Below are 19,978 nucleotides of genomic sequence, written 5' to 3'. Positions count from 1 at the left end.
TTCAGGGTTCCAATAGATCGTCAATCCATTACCATTTATTATTTCTCTAAAATCATTGTTTAGATTATCTATAAAATTCTTAGACTTTTCATTGTTATAATATTCACTAATATCGAGAGATGCAAAATATTGAAATCCGCTTTTGCCTTTGCATGAAAACTTTCATCAGACATAACACATTGAATATATAAGATCATTTCAATAAATTGATCTAAACGTAGTTCTTCACTATACCATTCAACATGCTGATCAAAATTTTGATCGGTAGTTTGATACACTGTTTTTGAATCGGTTAAATCAACAGCCCAATACACTACAGACTGATTTTCTTGAAGAAATACTAACTTATTATCTTTAACAAATAGTGTTGTAATTTTGGAAAAATGATGAAATCCATCAATAAATAATGCATTGTTTCCTAAGGTAAGATACAGTTCTTGGAGTGCAGATGGGATTTTGATATTCAATAGCTTTTCTTGTTCGAGAATACCAGATTTCTTTATCCCTTCTTCTGAAAAAAGGCTTCTCCCGACTATTTTTTCTGCAATTATTTTTAAACTCATCTAATTTTTTTCATTTTTTCAATATCCCTTATGACTTCTATATTTGATTGTATTAACCATATTATAAATTTTCGTGTAATATTCTATTACTTCATTAAAAGTATAGAACTCAATTGGAGTTTCGAATCTAGGAAGTATCAAAAAAGAAGATTCAGTACAGTATACATGTTGGCCATCAAAGGTGTGAGCGATTAATAGACTATTATGTATTTTGTCTTTTTGTGAATTGTCTTTCCATTCCCATAAATCAATATCTTCTTTAAAATTATTTTCAAAGAAGTTTTTATCTGGTGCTATTATGTTCAGGTATTCAACATTTTCTGAAACAACTCCGAAACCATGATTTTCAATAAATTCTAAGTATGATTTTGGTATAGAAAAACTGATCATATTCTTTATTAAGTCAATATTCGGAGTGCTTTTTTCTCCAATAAGGTCAAAATTTATCTCCATTTTAGTTCATTATTTTTTCAAAAGCTGCTAGTATATTTTTTATATCGGTGAGTGTTTCTTCTCGTTCTTCTTCCATACACATTTCGAACATAACATAGCTGTCTGGACTATTATAAATTGTTTGTAAAGCGCTGTGTATTGATTTGATTTCCTCTTTTTCGGCTTGAAATTTCAGTACTTTATTACCGTATGCTTTCGTTAAATCAATTTCTCCATTCAGTTCAGCTTCTACAATCATTACTGAAAGTGCAATAATCAAATCTTCGAAATGAATGTATTGTTCGAATTTTGAATTTGTGAATTGCACATTATTATCAGTTCGTTCTTTAAGTAAATCTGGATTATCAATATACTTTTTTACATCGGTGTTGGTATATATCAAATTCATAGTAAGTGTATCACTAGTTATATTTTCAACTAGCTCTAAGAAATCACCTCCAAAATCAGAACCAAATGCAGTGTCTTTCCAATTTTCTATCATAGTTGTTCTGTTTTTAGATATGTGTTTTTAGTACCCATCGAATATTTAATAGCTTTTCCGGTTACCACAATTTTACTTTTATCATCTAGTATTTTAACCAAAGACAATGCGCAACCGGATTTATATCCTTCAACACAAGTTAATAACATAAAATCCCTTTCTCCAGGAATTTCGGCAAGCATATATTCATAAAAATCATCTTCTTTACTTTCTACATTTAAACCGACTCCATAGTGCCGAAAACGTGTTCCTCTCCAGAATTCGTGATCATCTTTTATCATTTCTAATGGGATTAATTTATCTTTCATTCTATATCTACATTATTGCTATAATTCATTCTAATTTCTCCATCTCCATACAATCCCCATTCTGAAAAACATTTTTTAGTAATTTGAATATAGTTTTTATATACTATTCATTATTCCTGTGAATACGTTATGTTTTTTATTACAACTATGACAATTTGTATCTCCTTTAAAATAGGGGATTAATGGTTTTAGTGAATTTATATTCATTAGATTAATTGGTTTTTCTAACCACTCTAGATTTGTGTTTGACTTATTTACATCAATTCTTAATTTTTCCTGATTTTTATTTAACGTGGGATCTCTGCTATATGCGTTTAAAACATTTTCTTCATTCCATAAAAAAGTTTCTTCTTCACAATTAGGGCACACAAAAATATATTCGTCATTGATATTAAAGGTCTTAAATATTTCAGCTTCTTTATGTCTTTTTATGGAAACTAAAAATGCGATTAAATAAAACCTTTTGGAGTCTTCATCCAAAATCTCAGTATTGTGTGAATATTTATTTACAAGGCTTCTAAACTTTTCTATTGAATCTATAAATGAAATCTGAATTCTATTTTTTTCTTTTTCATTAAGATGATCCTCTTCAAATATTTGTTCTAATTCTGATACATTGTCAAGGTAAATTAAAACGACTCCTAGAGAAGCTAATACATCAATATTAAATTCGATATCATCGGACTCTTCAATTATTTTTAATAGATGAGGTATCGTAGCAAGTGTATTTTCATATACCGATCCTTGGTGATAAATATGTTCCCAGATTAATTCATCTGCAATTTTTTTATTCAACGTTTTTGAAAGTTCGTGAATTAGTGATGGAATTACTTCTGAGTTCCCATATGGACTGCTTAATTTTTTCCAAATATGTGATTCATCTAATCGTATCATTGTTTATGTATCGTAAGTGTTTTGTCTATTATATATTCTTCCCAACGATTTGGGTTTTAATCAATGATAAACATCTATTGAATTTAATTTCTTGCAATAATCTATCGGCACTGTTCTATATTTAGGTTTTTCTTTTTCGTTTGTTTCTCCAAACCAAACCCCTACATGTTCTGCAGGCGTATCTTTTTCTCCTGCAAGAGAAACGATTACTCCTGTATCATTACCAATTTTTACAAAATCCCCTTTATTAAGTTCATATTTCATACTAGTATCCTAAAAGATAAATACCTTCAATTTTTTCATTTTTACAATTTAAAATATTGATCGTCCCATATCCTAAAGGGCACATATGGCAACCCATAAAAAATGGCTATTTCTGGTTTATTTAGTTGTTGTAAAAATTCTTTTTTGTCTAATTCATTACTTTCTAAATTGACTTCTGTTAAGCATGGCAATGTATTTAACACACTGATATCCGAAATTTTATTATCATATAAATTGAGTTCCTCTAATTTTTTGAGATTTCTTAATCCATCTATATTTTCTATCCCGCCATTTTCTGATAAGTCTAATACCTTTAAATTCGTAAACTTTTCTAAATTATTTACTTGAGTTATATTACTGCAACTTAAGTCTAGTTTTTCAAGACTGGTTAGATTATCAAAGCATATTGTGTCGGCAAAATTAAAGTCCAATTGTATTTTCAATACCTTAAGTTTACTCAGTTTGCCTAAATTAATTTTATTACCTCCTTGTATTTTTAGATTCTCTAAGTTAGGAAACTGTTCTAAAGTATCAATTTTAGATTCTTCTGAAATATCAAGTTCTAAGGTAGTAAGCGACTCGATTTTAGGTATTTTGTTTATATCAGTATCTTCATCTAACCGTAAGTACTTTAGGTTCTGTAAGGTATCTAAGTTCGTGTTTTTTAAATCCCCATAAAATTTAAAATACTTTAGCTTCTGTAAATTCTCCAGACCTCTAAAATCGATAGCGTAATAAAACATAAACTCTAAGGATTCTAATTTTTTCAAAGCACTTACATCTAATACGACAGCATCTTTTGGTTCAGGTTCAATATCTACATAGATGTGTAATTTTTTAAGGGTTTTAAATGCTAAAATACTTTTTGCTGCTTCTATTGATTCTACTGTTACGTCTAAAGATGCTAAGGCCGTAAACTCTTTAATAGCTTCCATATTAGCAACTTCATCCTCATTTATTCTTAATTTTTTAAGCTGATGTTTTAGTGGTAATAGTTTTTTAAAATCTATCAATCCTTTTTCATGCGGATTGGTATAAAATGTAATTTTTTCTAATTGTTTGAAATTTGCAAGCTGATCTGATTCTTTTAACTCAGATTGATTAAAATGAATTTCTTTTATTTTATGTGCTATGGGTATAAAATTACTAATGGTAACAGCACTATATGTAAATTCTAATTTTTCGAGTTGGGTAAAATGTGTTAAAAAAAGCATATCATCAGGTACGTATTGATGAAATTCTAAACTTTTGATATAATGTGCTATAGACGCTAAGTTTTGCAAGTTGACTTTTGCCTTTGGATAAGACCTTTCTTCACCTACTATACAGTAATTTATGGTAAACGTCGTTGCTTTATCTTTAGATAGTACCTGATCTTTAATACCTGTACTAGAATCAATCTCTAAACGCTCTAGCTTAGAAAATTGATCGATATTTCTAATTGTATTGATAGTACATCCATTTACGTCAATATGTTTTACATTTTCTGATATTGGTAAAAACAGATCTATAGTATCAAAGGTCATATCAGCTAAACGTATGCGTATAAAATTCCTATCGGGATTTGCTTTATGAATGATATCATTATCTGATTGTTTAATGGTCACGCCATTGAGGCGTAAATCATATAGTTTTGGAAACAGATTGACCTCGTAAAAATTATGAACTATACAATCTGTAATAAAAATATGATCTATTTTTTTTGCCATAGGTTGCAATACTGCTAAATGACTTATGGTCATATTATTAAAGTAGATATGCTTTAAGTTTCCATCGTATGCTGTAGTACAACTTTTAGTATGATACAACTCATCGATGTTTGTAATTGTAACATTGTCTAATGTAAATTCGTACAACTTCTCGAACTTAATTAAGTCACTAATATCCTTAATTGTACAATTGACAAAGGTTAACCTGGATACTTCTTTAACCAAATGCAAAAAGAGATCTAGATTATCTATACTTATATCATAAACCTTTAAAGTAGCTACTCTATTGTTTTCTCCAAAAGTTTCGTATACATTGGTTTGTTCTTTGTTATAGTCGTGTTTTTCAAACGTTATATTGAGTGCTTTTTCTATGTTTTTAAGTTTGTCCATAACTATTCTTCTTCTTTAAAATCACTTAACATTACGTCAATTCCCTCTTCGATCCTTCTCTTTTCGCCTTTGGTGTATGCTTCTAGCATCAAGGTTAATTCTTGAGCTTCTTTTAAAGAAATACTTTGGTTTACCTGAACAAAAGCTACACAACCTAAAAATGCAACCCCTTTATCCTTGAGTTCAGCAATTTTTATGGATAGTGATGCTATATCATCAAATTTGCACTGTGTTGCTTCTTTTTTTATTTCTTCTAAGTTCATTTTATGTATTGTTTTGTACAGCTATTACAATTCAAAATCTTGGTCTTCCCATATCCAAAAAGGTACTTTGGGTAACCCATAGAAAATAGCTACTTCGGGCTTGTTCAATTGTTTATAAACCTCTGGTTTTTCAATAAGGTTTCCTGCTATATTAACTTGCTTTAAACTAGGCAGGTTATTTAATATACGTATATCAGAGATTTTGTTTTCATATAGATTCAAATACTCTAAACTTTTTAAATTTGCTAAACCATTTATATTTTGAATTGTGTTTTCTGAAAGATTCAACATTTTTAAACTAGTAAGTTTATCTAAGCCTTTTACCTCAGTTAGACAGTTATTTTCTAAAGACAGTTTTTCCAGATTGGGTAAACTTTCTAAAAAATCAATCTCTTTTGGGAATGTGCTGGAAATATCTAACACTTTTAAATTGGGCAAATAACCTAGTTTTATTTTGTTCGTTCCTTTTATTGAAAGATCTGTTACATTAGGGAACTGCTCTAGATCTGAAATTTGATATGTCTCATCTACATCAATTTCTAATTTTGTAAGTGTTTCTATTGCAGGTAGCTCACTTATATCTATTGCTTCATTTATCTTTAAATACTGAAGTTTTTTAATTTTATGGATCCCTTTTGCACTACAAAAATCTTTTAGACTTAATACTTTTAAATGCTGAAGAGTTGCAAGACTTTTGAGTGCAATTGGATTTTTATTTTCTATATAGAGTTCTTCTATATTCTTAAGAGTTTTTAGATTAAATGTTTGCGTTTTTTTTGCTCGAATATTGATCGATAACTTTTTTAAACTAGGTAATGTAAAAACACTTTTTGCCACTTTTTTTGAAGCATATAACATAAAAACAGATTCTAGTGCTGTAAACTCTTCTATTAGCTCTAAGTTCTTAATACCGCCATCTAAAAATTCCCAAAGCTCTAATTTCTTTAATTGATGTTTTAAAGGCAAAAGTGTTTTGAAATCTACAAAACTCTGCTCCGCAGTATCGGCATTTATTTTTAAAACTTCTAGATTCTTAAACTGCTGTATTTGTGATCTATTTTTAATAGTTGTTTCTGAAAAATCTAAAGAACTAATTTGCGCTGCTATGGGTAAAAAATCACCTAATCTTGCCGTAACTCGATCGAATTTTAGTGCTGTCAATGCACCAAAATTTGTAAGATATGACAGATTAGATATCGTATCGTTTTTAAAAGTGATTGTTTTTATACTATTAGCTATAGCTCCTAGTTTTTCTAAATTAAAATCTAATGCTTTTGAATCATCATCATCTTCGTTTGCCGAAATGATACATTCTTTAAGCCGAAATGATGCTATATCTTTAATTATCGTTGAGGCATCTATTTCAAATTCTTGTAAACTAGTAAATTCAATTAATTTTCTGATACTACCAATAGTACAATTATTGATTGTAATCCCATGCAAACCTTTTGATATTGGAATAAAATAATTAATATCTTCGAACTCCATGTTGAAAAGAGATAACCAAGTAAAATTTCTTTCAGAATCGGACTCATAAATTACATCTTCAGCAGATTGTTTGATAATTACACCATCTAGTCGTAAGTCATAGAGTTTAGGAAATAGATTTACCTCATAAAAATTATGAATAGTACAATTGGTAACAAAAACATGAACCAAATTTGCGGCCATAGGTTCTAAAACACCTAAATGCTTGATGCTCATGTTTTCTAAGTTTATTTCCATCAAACATCCTTGATAATTAATGCTACAATCTTTATTTGTATAGCTTTTCTCTAAATCTTGAATGTCAATATTGTCTAGCGTTAGATTACATAAATTTTCAAAATAAAACAAATCACAAATACTACCAATGGTACAATTTATCAATTTTAGAGTATGTAAGTTTTTTGAGAATGGTAATAATAACTTAATATCATCAATGCTACAATTTTCTAACTTTAACTCTCTTATACCTTCTAATTGTGTCCAGGTACTATACGTATTTACTTGATGTTCTTTTTTATAATCGTGCTTTTGAAGTTTTATGTTTAGTAGTTTTTCTATTTGTAGTATTTGATCTTCCATATTGATTCTAGATGAGTGCCATTACTTTTACAATTCTATCTTGAAATAATGTTTTAATATAGATTTTCTATATGCTAATGTGAATTCTTCTCTTCCATTCATTAAATTACACAAAGGGTCTTTCTGGTCAATATATTCGAATATTACCTTTTGATGAGAGGGCAAATCATTATATGCATCTGTTAGGCTTTTTAAATTGAGTTCTGATGGCTCGATCAGATAATTTTTAAATGAATTCTCACAAGTTATTCTTCTGGTACCCCGATTATTAAGAGCATTTATGAGATCTTCAATTTCTTTAATGAAATCCTCATTGCTTTTTTTAGGAATAAACTTTGAGCTTTTTATAGTTCCCAAACTACATTCTAATTCGACATCATCTGGAATATTTTGCAACAGTCTTCCTGACTTGATTTCACTTTCGATTTGGGCTAAATCTTTAAGTCCCCAACAATCGATGAATCCATCTTCAAATACAGTTATGTTTGACAAGTAGTATCCATTATTATGAATAATTACGGGTAATCTTTCACCATATACCTTTTTACCTTCTTTTTCTATGTATATTTTTTCTTTATAGAATTTCATGTTCCTTCAATCGGGTTAGTCCTTTAATCCCACGCTATTATATTGATAAATTCATTTTCACTTTTAGCAATCTGTTGTTCTTTTTTAGTACTTGGATCTAACTTAAAAATATAACCTCCAGAATGTCTAAGGAAAAAATGTCCATTTTCATCTACTGCTACTAGATAAGACTCTTTTCCTTTATACCAATCTGCCTGAAAAGGACGTCTGTCTTCTGTACGTATCAAACAAACTAGTTTAAATATTTGCTCGTTATGATGTATGGTTCTTATGAACCCCAAATTATGTATGGTTTTTTCTAGTAGATTCATTTATATTTGATCATTAAAAAACTCCCAGGCATCGGTCTTAATTCCTGATCATCGAGTTTAACTTCTGTCCAGTATTTTCTTTCGTCAGATTCATGATCCTCTATTAACCGATATTCAGAAGATGGTGTTTTTGTCGTTTTTTCGGGTATCATAACAATATTCAAATCTGGATGAATTTGATGATCCATTCCTTTTTTTAACCATGTAATGGCATTATCAACTTCTTTTTTTCTAGCTACTAAATCTTGAGTCCTATTTATTCGTAATTCTTCTATTATTTTTTTTGACTCAGCATTTAAAAGTTTGAGTATGTTATTGTAATTAATTTCCATTTCTCTATTTTTCAAATCCTGTTATCATAATTTCTATATTAGAAACCTCTATTAAAGTTATCATAATCTTCTTCACTTTTCCCAAATGCAAATAGTTTATATTTATTAAGTTCTTTACTCATTTTTTCGGTTTCGGGATGAAACCAAAGATTGACACCACTATATTTTATTTTGACAATAACATGCTGTTCTTCAGTGTTAAACTTTACTAAATAATTAACGCTTTCTGAATTAAGGCTTTTTTGAATGTGTTCTAATGTCATTTCATCTAGGTTTGCAAGCATCCATTTATCATATTTAATTTGATCACTGTCTTCTATATAAGGAAGGCTATCACACCATATTAGAAATAATTTATCAAGGTCAAAATGAAGTTCAATCCATCCATATCTGATAATACTAAAGCCATTTCCCATATCAGTATCATCGTCAGGTTCAGGAAAATTATTTAAAATCCACTCTTTTGTTTGTCCAACTTTTATAATGTCAAATTGTTCTTTTAGAAAAAAGTCTTTTAGACTAATATGTACTGGATTATTAATTTTCATTATTGTTATCTACGATTGAAGATGAGGTTTTTTACGTTAGTTTTAATTCACTTGGAATTAACAACCAAGAAATTCCATCACTTTCTTGTTTCACATGCCAGACAATAATCCCTTTTGTTTTTTCCCAATATAAAGTTTTCCCATTTTGATCTTTTAGCATAAAAGGTGGTACCCAAATTAATTCTATATTGCCGTCTCCTGCCCAACCAGATTTTAGAAATCTTTCTTTGGCAATCGCAATATATTCATCCGCATTTTTCAAACATTCTTTGGGGTTTAAAGTAAAATGTAGGTTGTCTATATATTCATACATCAATAATTCGAAATCCTTTAAAGATGCTGGTGAATAGTCAATAATTTCAGTTTTTTTAATTGTATACGCCATGTATCATTTGATTGATTAAGTTATTGGTCCGTTTTTCTAATCACTTTGTTTTGTAAAGATTATTGTCTCATCAACTTTAGAGATTAAAAAAATTATTTTTTTTGGTTTTCTGAGCTCCGTTGGTTTTTTCCATTCACCAGAATACGTAACAGTGTCAACAGAAATGATTATTTTTTCTTTGTCAAAGAATTCATATTTTCCAATTGCTGTTGTAAAATTGTCATTCGCACAAGGTGCAACATAACTACTATTAAAAACCATTTTATCTCCAAAACTAGTCAGATTCCCTGCAAATTTTCTTTCAATAAACTTTGTTAAGTTGTATTGTTTAATGTTAGGGTCTAACCCTAATATTTTGTCAGTTATCCAAGTTTCACTTTCTAGTTCTGTCTTATAAATATTCGTCATTTCTTGTGCTTTTCCATGAGAACTAAAAAACAAGATTATAATAGTTAGTATATTAAGATTTAATACTATTTTTTTAGCCATTGTATTTTATATTTTAGGTTCATTTCATCTCTATTATTTATACCATATCAGACACAGTATTTTCCTAAATAGTTTTCAAATTCTAATTCATATTCCTTTCTGGAAAATTTCAGTTCCTTTATTGGTTGTATTCCTCTGTTTTCCATCTCTTTATCATATTCAAAATCATCATTCTCGTAGGTGATCTCTTTCCAGATTATCAAATCATCTTGTTTATCCAAAATAAATGAAATAACACCGCAATAATCACTACCACAATGACATCTATATAACACAATTCGGTTTGTATCAAATTGATTGGATGGTTGGTTATTTCCTAAGAACTGAGCAACAGCATTTTTGTTGATTTTTGTTCTATCGTAATTCAGAAACTTAGATGTATCAACCTCAAGTGTATCTAAATCAAAATCAGAATATGCTAAATCAAAACGACTAATATGTAACCATTCGGACAGTGCTTTTCCATCTATAAAAAAATCGAAGCTTATTTTTTTATCCTCCTTTTTTACTGCTCTTATCTCAAAATTATTTTTCATACGCATTTACTATTTCAACAAGTTGTCAGACCTCTTATTCATTTCATACTTCTAATTTGATAGCGCGGATATAATTACTTGTCGTTTTGTGATATATTCATCTTTTAATTATGCATCACGCTCTGAGCAAACAATGTAGACCAAGTAATTAAAGCTTTTGTAATCGTATTTTATAATACATATTTTCAGCTTTTAATAAAATCGTATTATTGTTTTTCCAAAAATATGCTTCTAGGTAATCTGACTGAATAAGACTTGAAATACTGAACATATACTCTGGAGCGGCATTTTTATTATTTTTTTCTAAAAAATGAACGTGCGATTGTCCACTATAATAGCCATTTAAACGAAATGTATATTGTGGAGATGATAGGTAATAATCCGGATTTCCTATTCGATTAATATCATCTTCTCCATTTTTTAGATGTATTAAATAGTCAGAAGAATGACCACATTCTAATAACAAATAATGATATTTAGGATAGTATGCCATAATCTCACATTCTTCTTCATAAAGGCCACTGAATTCCTTACCGTTGTCAGCCACTATTTTTTTTATAATAAAACTATTATCTTCATCATACGCTCCGATTAATTGATTTTTTAAAATACTTTTTATTTTTTTAACAGCTGTTATTTTTTCGATAGATGGAGTACTCTTGTTTTTATCTTTTTCTTTATGAAATTCTTCTTCCGATATTTCATCAAGAATCACCTTATATTCATTAGTAGTTACCTCAATATGCCTCTTTGCAAACGCACCAAAAACATATCCCAATTGTTGTGTAGAATCTTTTGTAGCAATTTTTAACCACCTATTTTTTAAATATTTTCCGTTATCAAACACAGATGTTGAGTCTACTTCTGAATCGTGAGATAAGTAATCAAAAACTTCTAGATTGGGTGCAGTAGCTATTACAGCACTATTTGTTGTTGGTTTATTACGTATTCTAATTCCTGATGGTGTTTTTATAATAACCTGATTTTTTATAGGGATGAAACCTCTATCTGTAATCGAATATTGTTTTGTTACGTATTCTGGATTGTTATATATATTATGAATATTGACAGTTAACATATTATAGTCTATCCATGAGTTTACTCCATAAAAACCTTCTTCATTACTATAAGCAGTTTCTTCTAACCTATCTATTATGTTTAATGATGTATCAAGAAGTATAGCAAAATGAATATTTTCGTAAACCGAATATTCTGAAAAGAACAGAACAATTAAATTGTTTATTTCATATTTACCTGTAATATAATATTCTCTATTTTTTAAAGGAGGAAGTTTTAATCTTTTTAAAAGTTGAGTTTCATTTTGTATAGAAAACCCTTGTTTTTTTTCGGCACTATCATAATAACCAAAGTCTGGATAAAAAGGAATTTCACCAATGATTTGTTCAAAAGTTTTTTGACTGATAACGGATTGAAATTGAAATACTAATAGAAGTATAATTGCTTTTTTCATTAATAAATGATATTTATTTAGGTAATTACTGCTAACGTCTCGGCTATGGTTAGCCATTGGCTTTGTTTTTCAACAATTCAATTATTTTACCTTTCCCATACAACCGTATATAAACTCTATTTTCGTCTTGGTCATTTGTTAGTTTTATTAACCATTCTTTTGATGTATCAAATATCCCAACAACTACATCTCCGTTTTGGTCAGCTTTATCATACATAATTAAGCTTGACATTAACTCTAAATCCTTCAAATCGGTTATTTTTCCTAATCCAACTAGATCTGAAACAGCATTGTCAATTAGATTTATTTTGAACCAGAAAACAGCTTTAATTTGTCTAACTTTAGTTAAAGATTTTCCGATTTTTTTTAGAAATCCATTGAGATTAATCAATTCAGATTGTTCTTGAGAAAAACCAAACGGACTTTCAAAAATCTTCTCTTCTTTAGAAAAAATATGTAGTGATACGTTTCCATTCTTTGTTATATTCTCTCTTATCCAGTTTTCAATTTCTTTATAATCCATCTATTAGAGATTTTTTTTATTTGTGACTAACGATTTACGTATGACTTGTTCCAGAATTTCCCTAAGGAAACATTACAATGCATCCATAAGATTGCAAAATTGCTATGAATTTCAATTAAGGGATTTAGCCGCAATGAGCTATAGCTAATGTTTACTAGTGTACTTTTTAAGCTTATTCATATTTTTCTAATTCAAATAATCCATAATGCAGCCTTATTCCGAAAATACCTGTTTTGGTAAAAAAGGATTCATTTTCAATTTTGACGTTACTATTTGGTTTTGTTTGACAAATAAAAAAATGACCTGCATCTAAACATTCTATTTCTCTTTTTAAATACATTTCAGTCCAATCAAATTGTTCATATTCATTTTCATCATTTTCTATATCAAAAAGGAATCGTCTTGCTATTACTTCATTTTGATGGTTGTCGTTTTTCGAAGTTATTTTCCACCGACTTAAATCAGATTCAAATCTACTAGCGACATCATCTTTGTTTACATCATTAGTTCTTCTTATTCTTATAGAGTCGATAGTTTCAGATTTTGAAGATTTCAAAATGAAATTACCAGACCAGATATCCGTATTTTGAGAATACACTGTATTATATAACTCAAATAAAGTGATTGTTAGAAATAAGATATTAATTAGGTTTATTTTCATTTCGTTTCTGTATGGTGGCTAACTTGTTTGTATAAATACCTTTATTCCTTTTATACATCTAATTTGATAGTATATGAATAATAACACTCTACTATATTAAATACAATTGTTTTATAAATCTATAGTCAATCCATATTCGTAGCGTTGCAATCTATATGTGTTAATTTACTACAAATAATTTATTCAAATCTGTAAAAAAATGGACTATTTAATTTTCAAACTCAAATTCACAACCTCCAATATTTTTCCATATCCCATTGTATGCGGCCCTTCGCAAAATTTAAATGTCATATTTTCATACAACTTATTGGCAAAATAATTTTTGCTCAAGATCGAGATTTCGGCTAGTACCGTTGCTCCAGGAGCAACGGTTTCTTGCCCTAAATACGTTTGCTGCCCAGAAGTTAGATATTCTGGATATTCTTCGAATTCTATATGTGGTCGATAACCAGATGCTACAGGGTTTTTTCTGCCACCTAGCTTAGTAGTTAAAAATGACAGTTCTGCTATAAAATCTACACTAGAAAAAACATTACTATTGTTTTTTTTAATTCTGAATGAAATGTGTTTCAGCTCAAATACTTGAAAAGCATAAATCGTCCAATCTTTGCCAGTTACCTCCCATCCATAGGCGTCTAATTGATCGGTTATTTCGTCTAATAATTCTCCGATAACAAAACTGTTTACCAGATCTTCAAACTCTGTAATTTTTTGAATCAAATTCGTATCAAATGTATGAGACACAATAATGCCTTGTACCAAATTCTCCTCGAAACTTTCTACAAGCACTTCGGCTTTATGCTCGTTGTTTTTATCTGTGAGTATTAGTTTCATTAATAATAATCTCTTAAGGCTATTGGTTACATAACTTGCTTATGTACGATTTTAGTTTTTCTTGAATTTCCGGATGTTCGTCTTCTATCTTATAATTTGTATCTCCTTTTAATTGTAATTGTATTCCTTCGTTTGAGGCATCGCAATTGAATATATAGGTTTGATCGTATTTCTCAGATAACTTTTCATTTATATACATTTCAACTTTAAATGTTACCTCTTTTACATTGTTCTCCGATACAATTTTGCTTTCGGAATAAGTCATAGCACATCCAGATCCACAGGATATTACGAACGAATTATTATTCTTATCGGTGACATTAGCCGACGAGTTGTTGTCTATCTTTTCTGAATTAAGTAATATTATTTGATCTTGATCATATTTAAATGTGTCAATTTTGGTGTAACTGGATACATTATCTTCTCGCATATTTATTACTGTAACCTCATAGTTAATCAATATCGTTTGTTCTTTTGTATTGGTTTTCATCGATATTGTATTAAATGTTGATTGTACAGTAGCGGTATTGGGTATTGTGCGACACCTTTTAAGTTTTTTTAGGGCTACCGTATCTTTTGAAAATGATTTTTTCAAAAAATTTAAGTGTTTATCAGAGCATTGATATCCCAAATCTAAATATGATAATAATTTGCATTTAAGGTTACTTCTGTTTTCATTTGTTTTTCCATCCCATTCACATTCGTTTCCTATAAACGTAGCTACATAGCCCAAAGCTGCTCTTTCGGGTTTAGCGATGCTTTTTTGATAGTCTTTGTTAAGCACAATGGTATTGACATCTGTTTTTAAACTTTCATCATAAAGTGTTTCACGCCATAACACTTTTATATTTTTATCGCTGGGTTTTGTAGAGGTGATTTTTTTGAATGAAACTAAATAGGGTTTTACATATGTAATATTTTCGTCTCCTGCTTCTTGTAAAGATTTCATTTCCCACTCTATTAGTATTTTATCTCCTTTTATTAATTCATTTATGGGTATATCGGCGTGATACATTATTTGTATTGGATCTTTATTTTTTTGAACTAAAAAATACCAATAATCTGAATTATCATCAAATCGTATAAAATTTACGGTATCTGTATACATTTTACCGAATTCTATTCTTTCATTGGGTTTTAACGCGCTACTCAATTTACTTGAGGTAGGCGTTTTTTTCTCTAATTGAGATTTTATAGGCTCTTCTTTTTTCTTTTCTGATTTAAGCTCTGTATCGCTCGCTGTTTTTTCGAGAGTTGTAGGTGTGTCTTTACAAGCGCTGAGACAAAAACATAATGAAATAGTAAGTAGTATAAATGATCTGAGTTTATTTTTCATATTAATTGCCTTCGTTTGTTAGTGGTTTTTTTATTTATAACCGTAAATTTTTAATCCCAATTCTGATAGCTCATATTCAAACTGTTTTCCTGTTTGTAGTGTTCTTTCTATTAATTCAATGTTTTGAGTTTTAATTTTTGGTGCTAAAAATTCTTCTCGATGCTTACGTTCAACTATAATTTCAGAAGGTATCAAGATCCATTCTATTTCTTTTAATTCAAAAACTCCCCAGTATTCTTCTATATACTTCTGGTTGATCAAATGCTCTAGATTGGATATGCTTAGTTCACGTACTTTATCATCTAAAAGAAGCTTTACTTGAGTAATATAAGGAGCGTCTAAACCTTTTATAATTGAAAACAACAAGTTCCATTTTGTAGTGTTCATAAAACTAGCTCTGCTGTCAATTTCTTGCTGTAGTTTTAGTTGATATTTATCTGCTCTAGACATAGTTTGCGTTACTTCAACTTATTTTTATTTATAATTCTTAACTGCTCTCCAACACCTATCAATTGATCACTATGATTTTCGCATAACAACCATTGTTTATTTTTGTCGATTACATAATATTCGAAAGCCGAACATTCTCCTATCAACTGGGCAATTACGGATGGTTTGCAATGGTATATTGGATAATATTTCTCTTCGTCATCTTCAACCATTAGCCAAACAGTATCTACATCTTTGGGGATAATATTGATTATTTGCTGAAATGGAAATTCATATTCTTTAAAGTGAAACGATTCTTGTTTAAAACTTTCCCACCACCATCTTCTATCGCCTGATTTTACGAAGTGAATTAACAGCTCTAAATACAAGCTTTTAACATCTGAAACTAAGCAAATATCTCCTTGCTTTAGTTTTAGTGTTTTTATGGCTTGTTCTATTTCTGTTTTTGTTGTTCCCATTTTTAATTTTTATTCTAAGTAAAATGTGCTAACTAATTGAAACATTTCTTTCCTTGATGGATTTTTAGGAAATTTTTCATCTAAAACGTCTTTAAAAAAAATGCTATAATCCAATACAAAGTCTGTAAATTCTCTATCTGATAAATTGTTATAATCTTCAACACTATCGGGATATGCTCTAGAAAGGATTTTATCATATAAAGATTCTTCACTTATATTTTGCTTAGAAAAATGACTGTTTTGCCAATCATCACCAGTATTCTCCCAAATAGAAACAAGTCCTAATACTCTTAGTGGATCACCTCCAATGAATTTACGATTGCCTTTAACTGCGCAGAAATCACCCATATATTCTTCTCTTTTATCAGGTATAAGAAAAATTTTATATCCTTTAGATAGTATAATCTTTAATGCAGTGTTATACGTATTCATTGCATCTGCTATGGTACATCCATTTTTCATTTTTCTACTTTGTTTAAGCTATTCTAATATCGCCCCAATAGGCATCAAAACCTTTGTTTTCAATTTCTTTGATATCTATATCTGTAAAATGAATGTGAAAGTCTATGCCTCTTAATATGGGTTCGTTGGGAAAATCTTTGTTGTACATATTCTTATCTATTCGCCATAAATTAAAATACACAAACGTAGCATGATCTAAGGATTTGATTTTTTGAATTCTGTTTTCTAATTCATCTTTAGTAATATATTGATAATGCTTCTCTTCACCACTAAATTCTTCAACAAGAAAGAAGGGAAATACCGTATCAATCGTTATTACATGATATTCGTTTTGGGATGTTTTGTTATACCTCTCGACACTTTTTTTATCTTCAAAAACTGCGTAAACTGTCTTCAATTTATTAGTATCTAATATTTCTCCTATAATGTTCATTTTAGTTTTTCTCTTTGAAAACATACTCGATAACTTTTCCATTTAAATGTGTTATGCGCCCTATTATTTTTTTATCCCGTACTTCTAAAAGTAAGTTTTCGGCGTATGTTCCTTGGATTTTTTGCGGTATAAAATCTATCTTTATTTCTTTACCATTTTTTAATTTCCAATCAAATGTTCCTATTTCATGTATAGTTTCTTTGTCACAGGATGATATTTCTTTTTCAGCGACATACACTTGTTTTTTATCAAATAGCAATGTTAGATAGATCTCACTACCTGCACAAGGGTTGTCATCTGGTGTTTCTTCATAAACAGCTCCAACTTTTGCTATGAATTCTGTATGCATATGATTTTTCATTTTTTGTACCTGAGATGATATACAGGATACACAAAACAGCATACAAAATAAAGCGATTATCATTCTGGTGTTTTTTATATCGCATAACTGTCCTTTATCTTTTATGTTCTTCTTTTTCATACTTATTCTTCTTGAGTAGCCCACATAATGACATCACGAAAGTCAATCTTAGCGCTTTTAGTCAATTCAATAACTTCATTGATATTTCCTTTTGCTAATTTCAGAATAGATACTCTAGTGTTTTTTAGATTATATTCAGATGCTGCCATTACGTGATTTAAGGTAATTGAAGAAAGTTCATTGATGACCAACATTACTTCTTCTGATTTAAAATCCCGATTTATGATATCAATAACATTTTTTTCCATTTCTAACATTTTACACAGTTATATTGTAATGTATAGTACAAACCAGCTGTTTGATACCGTTTATACCTTTATTTGTACATAGTTTTTATTATTGATTAAACATTTTTTTTATCGTCTTTTGTATAAAAAATAAATTACTAACTGTAAAAAGACCTATTGATTCCTTTAAATGGTTATTGTTAGGTACAATATCCAAGTTTTTACTTGAGCCTATTAGATGAATTTGATTTGCTAAATCAGGTTGATATTTCATTCCATAAATTGCGAAATTAGAGATACGAATTATTCCATCATTAAATTTCTCTCCTTTGGCTTTTAAATCCTTTAATTCTTCTATTTGGGGGATTTTTTCAAATATCTTGTCATAAAATTCGAGAATAGGAGCTTCATTTACTCCAGTCAGTTTATGGATGTAAGCAGCGTAGTATCTATGATCTATTTTTATTGAAACAATATCATTTGCTCTAAAAAAGGTGCTATTTTCAGGTTTACGTGGCTTTCTTTTTAACTCTAAGGGTTTTGTTTGTAGGAAATCTTTTATTTGCTGAGATTTTCTATGAAAATCATCACTTAAAACGATATCATTGTTTAAAGTATCTATTGCATTAATTGCTTCCTCAGTTATGCTATTGTCCGATAACCCGAATTTATGAAGTAATGTTGCTAACATCAGAAATACCTTTTCTTTATAATGCTTAGCTATGCCATTTTCTGCTAATAGAACACAATTCCAGCGAGCTAACATTAGCGGTAAAACATATAGCGATATACCATCTATGCTTCCTCCCTTTTTAAAAGCCATTGCGTAATTAACTAACCTTGCCAAATCTTCTTCTATTGCTTGAGCAAGCTGTTCAAAACCAATTTTATCTATAATTTGTTTATGTTTCATCTTCAATTTTGACTAGTGTTGAATTATTTAACTAATATTCCGTGTTTTAAATTTACCCAAAACGTCTTTTTTATTATCTTTTGATCTTAGCTTTGTACTAAAGAGGTTTGAGAATTATGAGATGTGATTACTTAGACATCAATACAACTCTGTTTCCCAATCTTCATAAGGAGGTTCTACTTTAAATTCTCGATCACAATAGGAACGGAGGAAGTCAACGGCTCTTTTTTCTGCATACTTTGCATTGAGTACCTCTCCATGTTCATCTAACTCAATTACGTTGGCAAATATGGCAAAGACTTGTTCTATAGCACTTGGTTCTTCTCCATATAATTTTAAGTAATCAATACCTTTTAATTGATAGTGTGTTCCACTTGCCATAAAATAAGAAAAGGTCCTTAATGCTCCACTAAATGAATTGCTTAGTTTCATATATTCTTTTTATTTGGTTAATAATCTTCTACTATTTCCCAATTCATTTTATTCGCTATTCTAGTGCCAATTTCCAGATAATGATTTAGTGATTCTTCTTTGTTATCAAATATTAGTTCTACTAAGTTTACTTCCTCTAAGTACTCACCTTTATCAAAACTAAAACATCCATGTTCATCGCATTTTATTAATGAAATTACTCCCCAAGGGTAATTGTCCTTATTTCCGAACTGGATTTTATCGGTTTGCATTAATTCAGGGATAGTTTTAATAAATTCGATTAATTCTTTGGTCTTAGTATAGACTGAGTATTTTGAATCAAATCTAATATTTATACGCGCATAAGTCATTTTAGTTTGTTTACTCAGTTACATTTATTCACTTTAAAAAATCAATCAATAATTTTATGTTTTTTGTTTCTATAGATGATATTTAACTTGTTATTTGGCAGCTCTTTATTCCATCCATTATTTAAGGCAAACTTTATCGAATCACTTACAAATTTTGGAGTTACAATCTTGGGTTCAAACTCAGGTGGTTCATTTTCTATGTCGTTCACATATTCCCATACATCGTACCACCCAAAGTCTATCGTCAAAATGTTATTTTTATGACCATTAGGCCTCACATCAATGGTTCCTTGAAAACGCCAATTAAAATCAATATTTTTAATTTTAATAGGCCTAAACCCTCTTTTTTTATTTGATTGAGCCATA

General features: G+C 29.3%; 31 protein-coding genes. All 31 read right to left on the bottom strand.

All coding sequences use genetic code 11. The features are described from left to right. Positions 1 to 68: 68 nt before the first annotated feature. The 31 genes from Q0975_RS09440 to Q0975_RS09290 all read right to left on the bottom strand — a co-directional run bounded on the left by Q0975_RS09440 (position 69) and on the right by Q0975_RS09290 (position 19,977). Positions 69 to 563: a hypothetical protein gene (locus Q0975_RS09440; protein WP_299435638.1), complete on the bottom strand. Its 495-nt coding sequence runs from the start codon at positions 561 to 563 to the stop codon at positions 69 to 71. 18 nt (positions 564 to 581) lie between these two features. Next, positions 582 to 1,016, bottom strand: coding sequence for a hypothetical protein (locus Q0975_RS09435; protein WP_299435637.1), 435 nt, complete (start codon positions 1,014 to 1,016; stop codon positions 582 to 584). Position 1,017: 1 nt separating this feature from the next. After that, on the bottom strand, positions 1,018 to 1,497 hold the full coding sequence (locus Q0975_RS09430) for an imm68 putative immunity domain-containing protein (protein WP_299435636.1): 480 nt from the start codon (positions 1,495 to 1,497) through the stop codon (positions 1,018 to 1,020). Continuing rightward, positions 1,494 to 1,805 (bottom strand): hypothetical protein, encoded by a 312-nt coding sequence (locus Q0975_RS09425; protein ID WP_299435634.1) that lies wholly within the window; start codon positions 1,803 to 1,805, stop codon positions 1,494 to 1,496. Before Q0975_RS09425 ends, Q0975_RS09430 begins: the two co-directional genes overlap by 4 nt. 96 nt (positions 1,806 to 1,901) lie before the next feature. Continuing rightward, on the bottom strand, positions 1,902 to 2,699 hold the full coding sequence (locus Q0975_RS09420) for a hypothetical protein (protein ID WP_299435632.1): 798 nt from the start codon (positions 2,697 to 2,699) through the stop codon (positions 1,902 to 1,904). Positions 2,700 to 2,759: 60 nt separating this feature from the next. Further along, positions 2,760 to 2,963, bottom strand: a complete 204-nt coding sequence (locus Q0975_RS09415; RefSeq protein WP_299435630.1) for a hypothetical protein — start codon at positions 2,961 to 2,963, stop codon at positions 2,760 to 2,762. A gap of 41 nt (positions 2,964 to 3,004) precedes the next feature. Then, positions 3,005 to 5,062 (bottom strand): leucine-rich repeat domain-containing protein, encoded by a 2,058-nt coding sequence (locus Q0975_RS09410; protein ID WP_299435628.1) that lies wholly within the window; start codon positions 5,060 to 5,062, stop codon positions 3,005 to 3,007. Positions 5,063 to 5,064: 2 nt separating this feature from the next. Next, positions 5,065 to 5,325 carry a hypothetical protein gene (locus Q0975_RS09405; protein ID WP_299435626.1) on the bottom strand — a complete coding sequence of 87 codons (261 nt, stop codon included), beginning with the start codon at positions 5,323 to 5,325 and terminating at the stop codon, positions 5,065 to 5,067. A gap of 24 nt (positions 5,326 to 5,349) precedes the next feature. After that, positions 5,350 to 7,392 carry a leucine-rich repeat domain-containing protein gene (locus Q0975_RS09400; protein ID WP_299435624.1) on the bottom strand — a complete coding sequence of 681 codons (2,043 nt, stop codon included), beginning with the start codon at positions 7,390 to 7,392 and terminating at the stop codon, positions 5,350 to 5,352. A gap of 27 nt (positions 7,393 to 7,419) precedes the next feature. Then, positions 7,420 to 7,980, bottom strand: coding sequence for a hypothetical protein (locus Q0975_RS09395; RefSeq protein ID WP_299435622.1), 561 nt, complete (start codon positions 7,978 to 7,980; stop codon positions 7,420 to 7,422). A 23-nt stretch (positions 7,981 to 8,003) separates the two neighbouring features. Then, entirely contained in the window at positions 8,004 to 8,207 is a 204-nt protein-coding gene (locus Q0975_RS09390) for a hypothetical protein (RefSeq protein ID WP_299435620.1), read from the bottom strand. Positions 8,208 to 8,287: 80 nt separating this feature from the next. Continuing rightward, a complete protein-coding gene (locus Q0975_RS09385) occupies positions 8,288 to 8,623 on the bottom strand; it encodes a hypothetical protein (RefSeq protein ID WP_299435618.1) in 336 nt (111 codons plus the stop codon). Positions 8,624 to 8,661: 38 nt separating this feature from the next. Continuing rightward, a complete protein-coding gene (locus tag Q0975_RS09380; RefSeq protein WP_299435616.1) occupies positions 8,662 to 9,171 on the bottom strand; it encodes a hypothetical protein in 510 nt (169 codons plus the stop codon). Positions 9,172 to 9,202: 31 nt separating this feature from the next. After that, complete coding sequence (locus tag Q0975_RS09375) at positions 9,203 to 9,556, bottom strand: hypothetical protein (protein ID WP_299435614.1); 354 nt, start codon at positions 9,554 to 9,556, stop codon at positions 9,203 to 9,205. 36 nt (positions 9,557 to 9,592) lie between these two features. After that, positions 9,593 to 10,045, bottom strand: a complete 453-nt coding sequence (locus Q0975_RS09370) for a hypothetical protein (RefSeq protein ID WP_299435612.1) — start codon at positions 10,043 to 10,045, stop codon at positions 9,593 to 9,595. Between the two features lie 47 nt (positions 10,046 to 10,092). Then, the gene (locus tag Q0975_RS09365) at positions 10,093 to 10,581 is read right to left on the bottom strand and encodes a hypothetical protein (protein ID WP_299435611.1); all 489 of its coding nucleotides are present in this window, start codon (positions 10,579 to 10,581) and stop codon (positions 10,093 to 10,095) included. 148 nt (positions 10,582 to 10,729) lie between these two features. Beyond that, the gene (locus Q0975_RS09360; protein ID WP_299435609.1) at positions 10,730 to 12,109 is read right to left on the bottom strand and encodes an SH3 domain-containing protein; all 1,380 of its coding nucleotides are present in this window, start codon (positions 12,107 to 12,109) and stop codon (positions 10,730 to 10,732) included. Then, positions 12,102 to 12,575, bottom strand: a complete 474-nt coding sequence (locus Q0975_RS09355) for a hypothetical protein (RefSeq protein WP_299435607.1) — start codon at positions 12,573 to 12,575, stop codon at positions 12,102 to 12,104. Before Q0975_RS09355 ends, Q0975_RS09360 begins: the two co-directional genes overlap by 8 nt. 172 nt (positions 12,576 to 12,747) lie before the next feature. After that, positions 12,748 to 13,236, bottom strand: coding sequence for a phosphate ABC transporter permease (locus tag Q0975_RS09350; protein WP_299435605.1), 489 nt, complete (start codon positions 13,234 to 13,236; stop codon positions 12,748 to 12,750). A gap of 204 nt (positions 13,237 to 13,440) precedes the next feature. Further along, the gene (locus Q0975_RS09345; RefSeq protein WP_299435603.1) at positions 13,441 to 14,070 is read right to left on the bottom strand and encodes a hypothetical protein; all 630 of its coding nucleotides are present in this window, start codon (positions 14,068 to 14,070) and stop codon (positions 13,441 to 13,443) included. Positions 14,071 to 14,089: 19 nt separating this feature from the next. Continuing rightward, on the bottom strand, positions 14,090 to 15,406 hold the full coding sequence (locus Q0975_RS09340) for a hypothetical protein (RefSeq protein ID WP_299435601.1): 1,317 nt from the start codon (positions 15,404 to 15,406) through the stop codon (positions 14,090 to 14,092). A gap of 30 nt (positions 15,407 to 15,436) precedes the next feature. Further along, the gene (locus Q0975_RS09335) at positions 15,437 to 15,856 is read right to left on the bottom strand and encodes a DUF6678 family protein (RefSeq protein ID WP_299435599.1); all 420 of its coding nucleotides are present in this window, start codon (positions 15,854 to 15,856) and stop codon (positions 15,437 to 15,439) included. An 8-nt stretch (positions 15,857 to 15,864) separates the two neighbouring features. Next, a complete protein-coding gene (locus tag Q0975_RS09330; protein WP_299435597.1) occupies positions 15,865 to 16,314 on the bottom strand; it encodes a DUF6756 family protein in 450 nt (149 codons plus the stop codon). 9 nt (positions 16,315 to 16,323) lie between these two features. Further along, positions 16,324 to 16,776, bottom strand: coding sequence for a hypothetical protein (locus tag Q0975_RS09325; protein WP_299435595.1), 453 nt, complete (start codon positions 16,774 to 16,776; stop codon positions 16,324 to 16,326). A 13-nt stretch (positions 16,777 to 16,789) separates the two neighbouring features. Beyond that, positions 16,790 to 17,209 carry a hypothetical protein gene (locus tag Q0975_RS09320; RefSeq protein WP_299435593.1) on the bottom strand — a complete coding sequence of 140 codons (420 nt, stop codon included), beginning with the start codon at positions 17,207 to 17,209 and terminating at the stop codon, positions 16,790 to 16,792. Position 17,210: 1 nt separating this feature from the next. Continuing rightward, a complete protein-coding gene (locus Q0975_RS09315; RefSeq protein WP_299435592.1) occupies positions 17,211 to 17,690 on the bottom strand; it encodes a hypothetical protein in 480 nt (159 codons plus the stop codon). 2 nt (positions 17,691 to 17,692) lie between these two features. Continuing rightward, positions 17,693 to 17,938: a hypothetical protein gene (locus Q0975_RS09310; RefSeq protein ID WP_299435590.1), complete on the bottom strand. Its 246-nt coding sequence runs from the start codon at positions 17,936 to 17,938 to the stop codon at positions 17,693 to 17,695. Positions 17,939 to 18,026: 88 nt separating this feature from the next. Further along, a complete protein-coding gene (locus Q0975_RS09305; RefSeq protein WP_299435588.1) occupies positions 18,027 to 18,830 on the bottom strand; it encodes a hypothetical protein in 804 nt (267 codons plus the stop codon). A 138-nt stretch (positions 18,831 to 18,968) separates the two neighbouring features. Beyond that, positions 18,969 to 19,262, bottom strand: a complete 294-nt coding sequence (locus tag Q0975_RS09300) for a hypothetical protein (RefSeq protein WP_299435586.1) — start codon at positions 19,260 to 19,262, stop codon at positions 18,969 to 18,971. 17 nt (positions 19,263 to 19,279) lie between these two features. Continuing rightward, on the bottom strand, positions 19,280 to 19,612 hold the full coding sequence (locus Q0975_RS09295) for a hypothetical protein (protein WP_299435584.1): 333 nt from the start codon (positions 19,610 to 19,612) through the stop codon (positions 19,280 to 19,282). A gap of 41 nt (positions 19,613 to 19,653) precedes the next feature. After that, a complete protein-coding gene (locus Q0975_RS09290) occupies positions 19,654 to 19,977 on the bottom strand; it encodes a hypothetical protein (RefSeq protein ID WP_299435582.1) in 324 nt (107 codons plus the stop codon). Position 19,978: the final 1 nt, after the last annotated feature.

Origin of the sequence: uncultured Aquimarina sp. (genome assembly GCF_947500065.1) — a bacterium.
Lineage (GTDB): Bacteria > Bacteroidota > Bacteroidia > Flavobacteriales > Flavobacteriaceae > Aquimarina.
The sequence above is the reverse complement of the archived record's forward strand: the minus strand, read 5'-3'. Positions and strand labels throughout refer to the sequence as shown.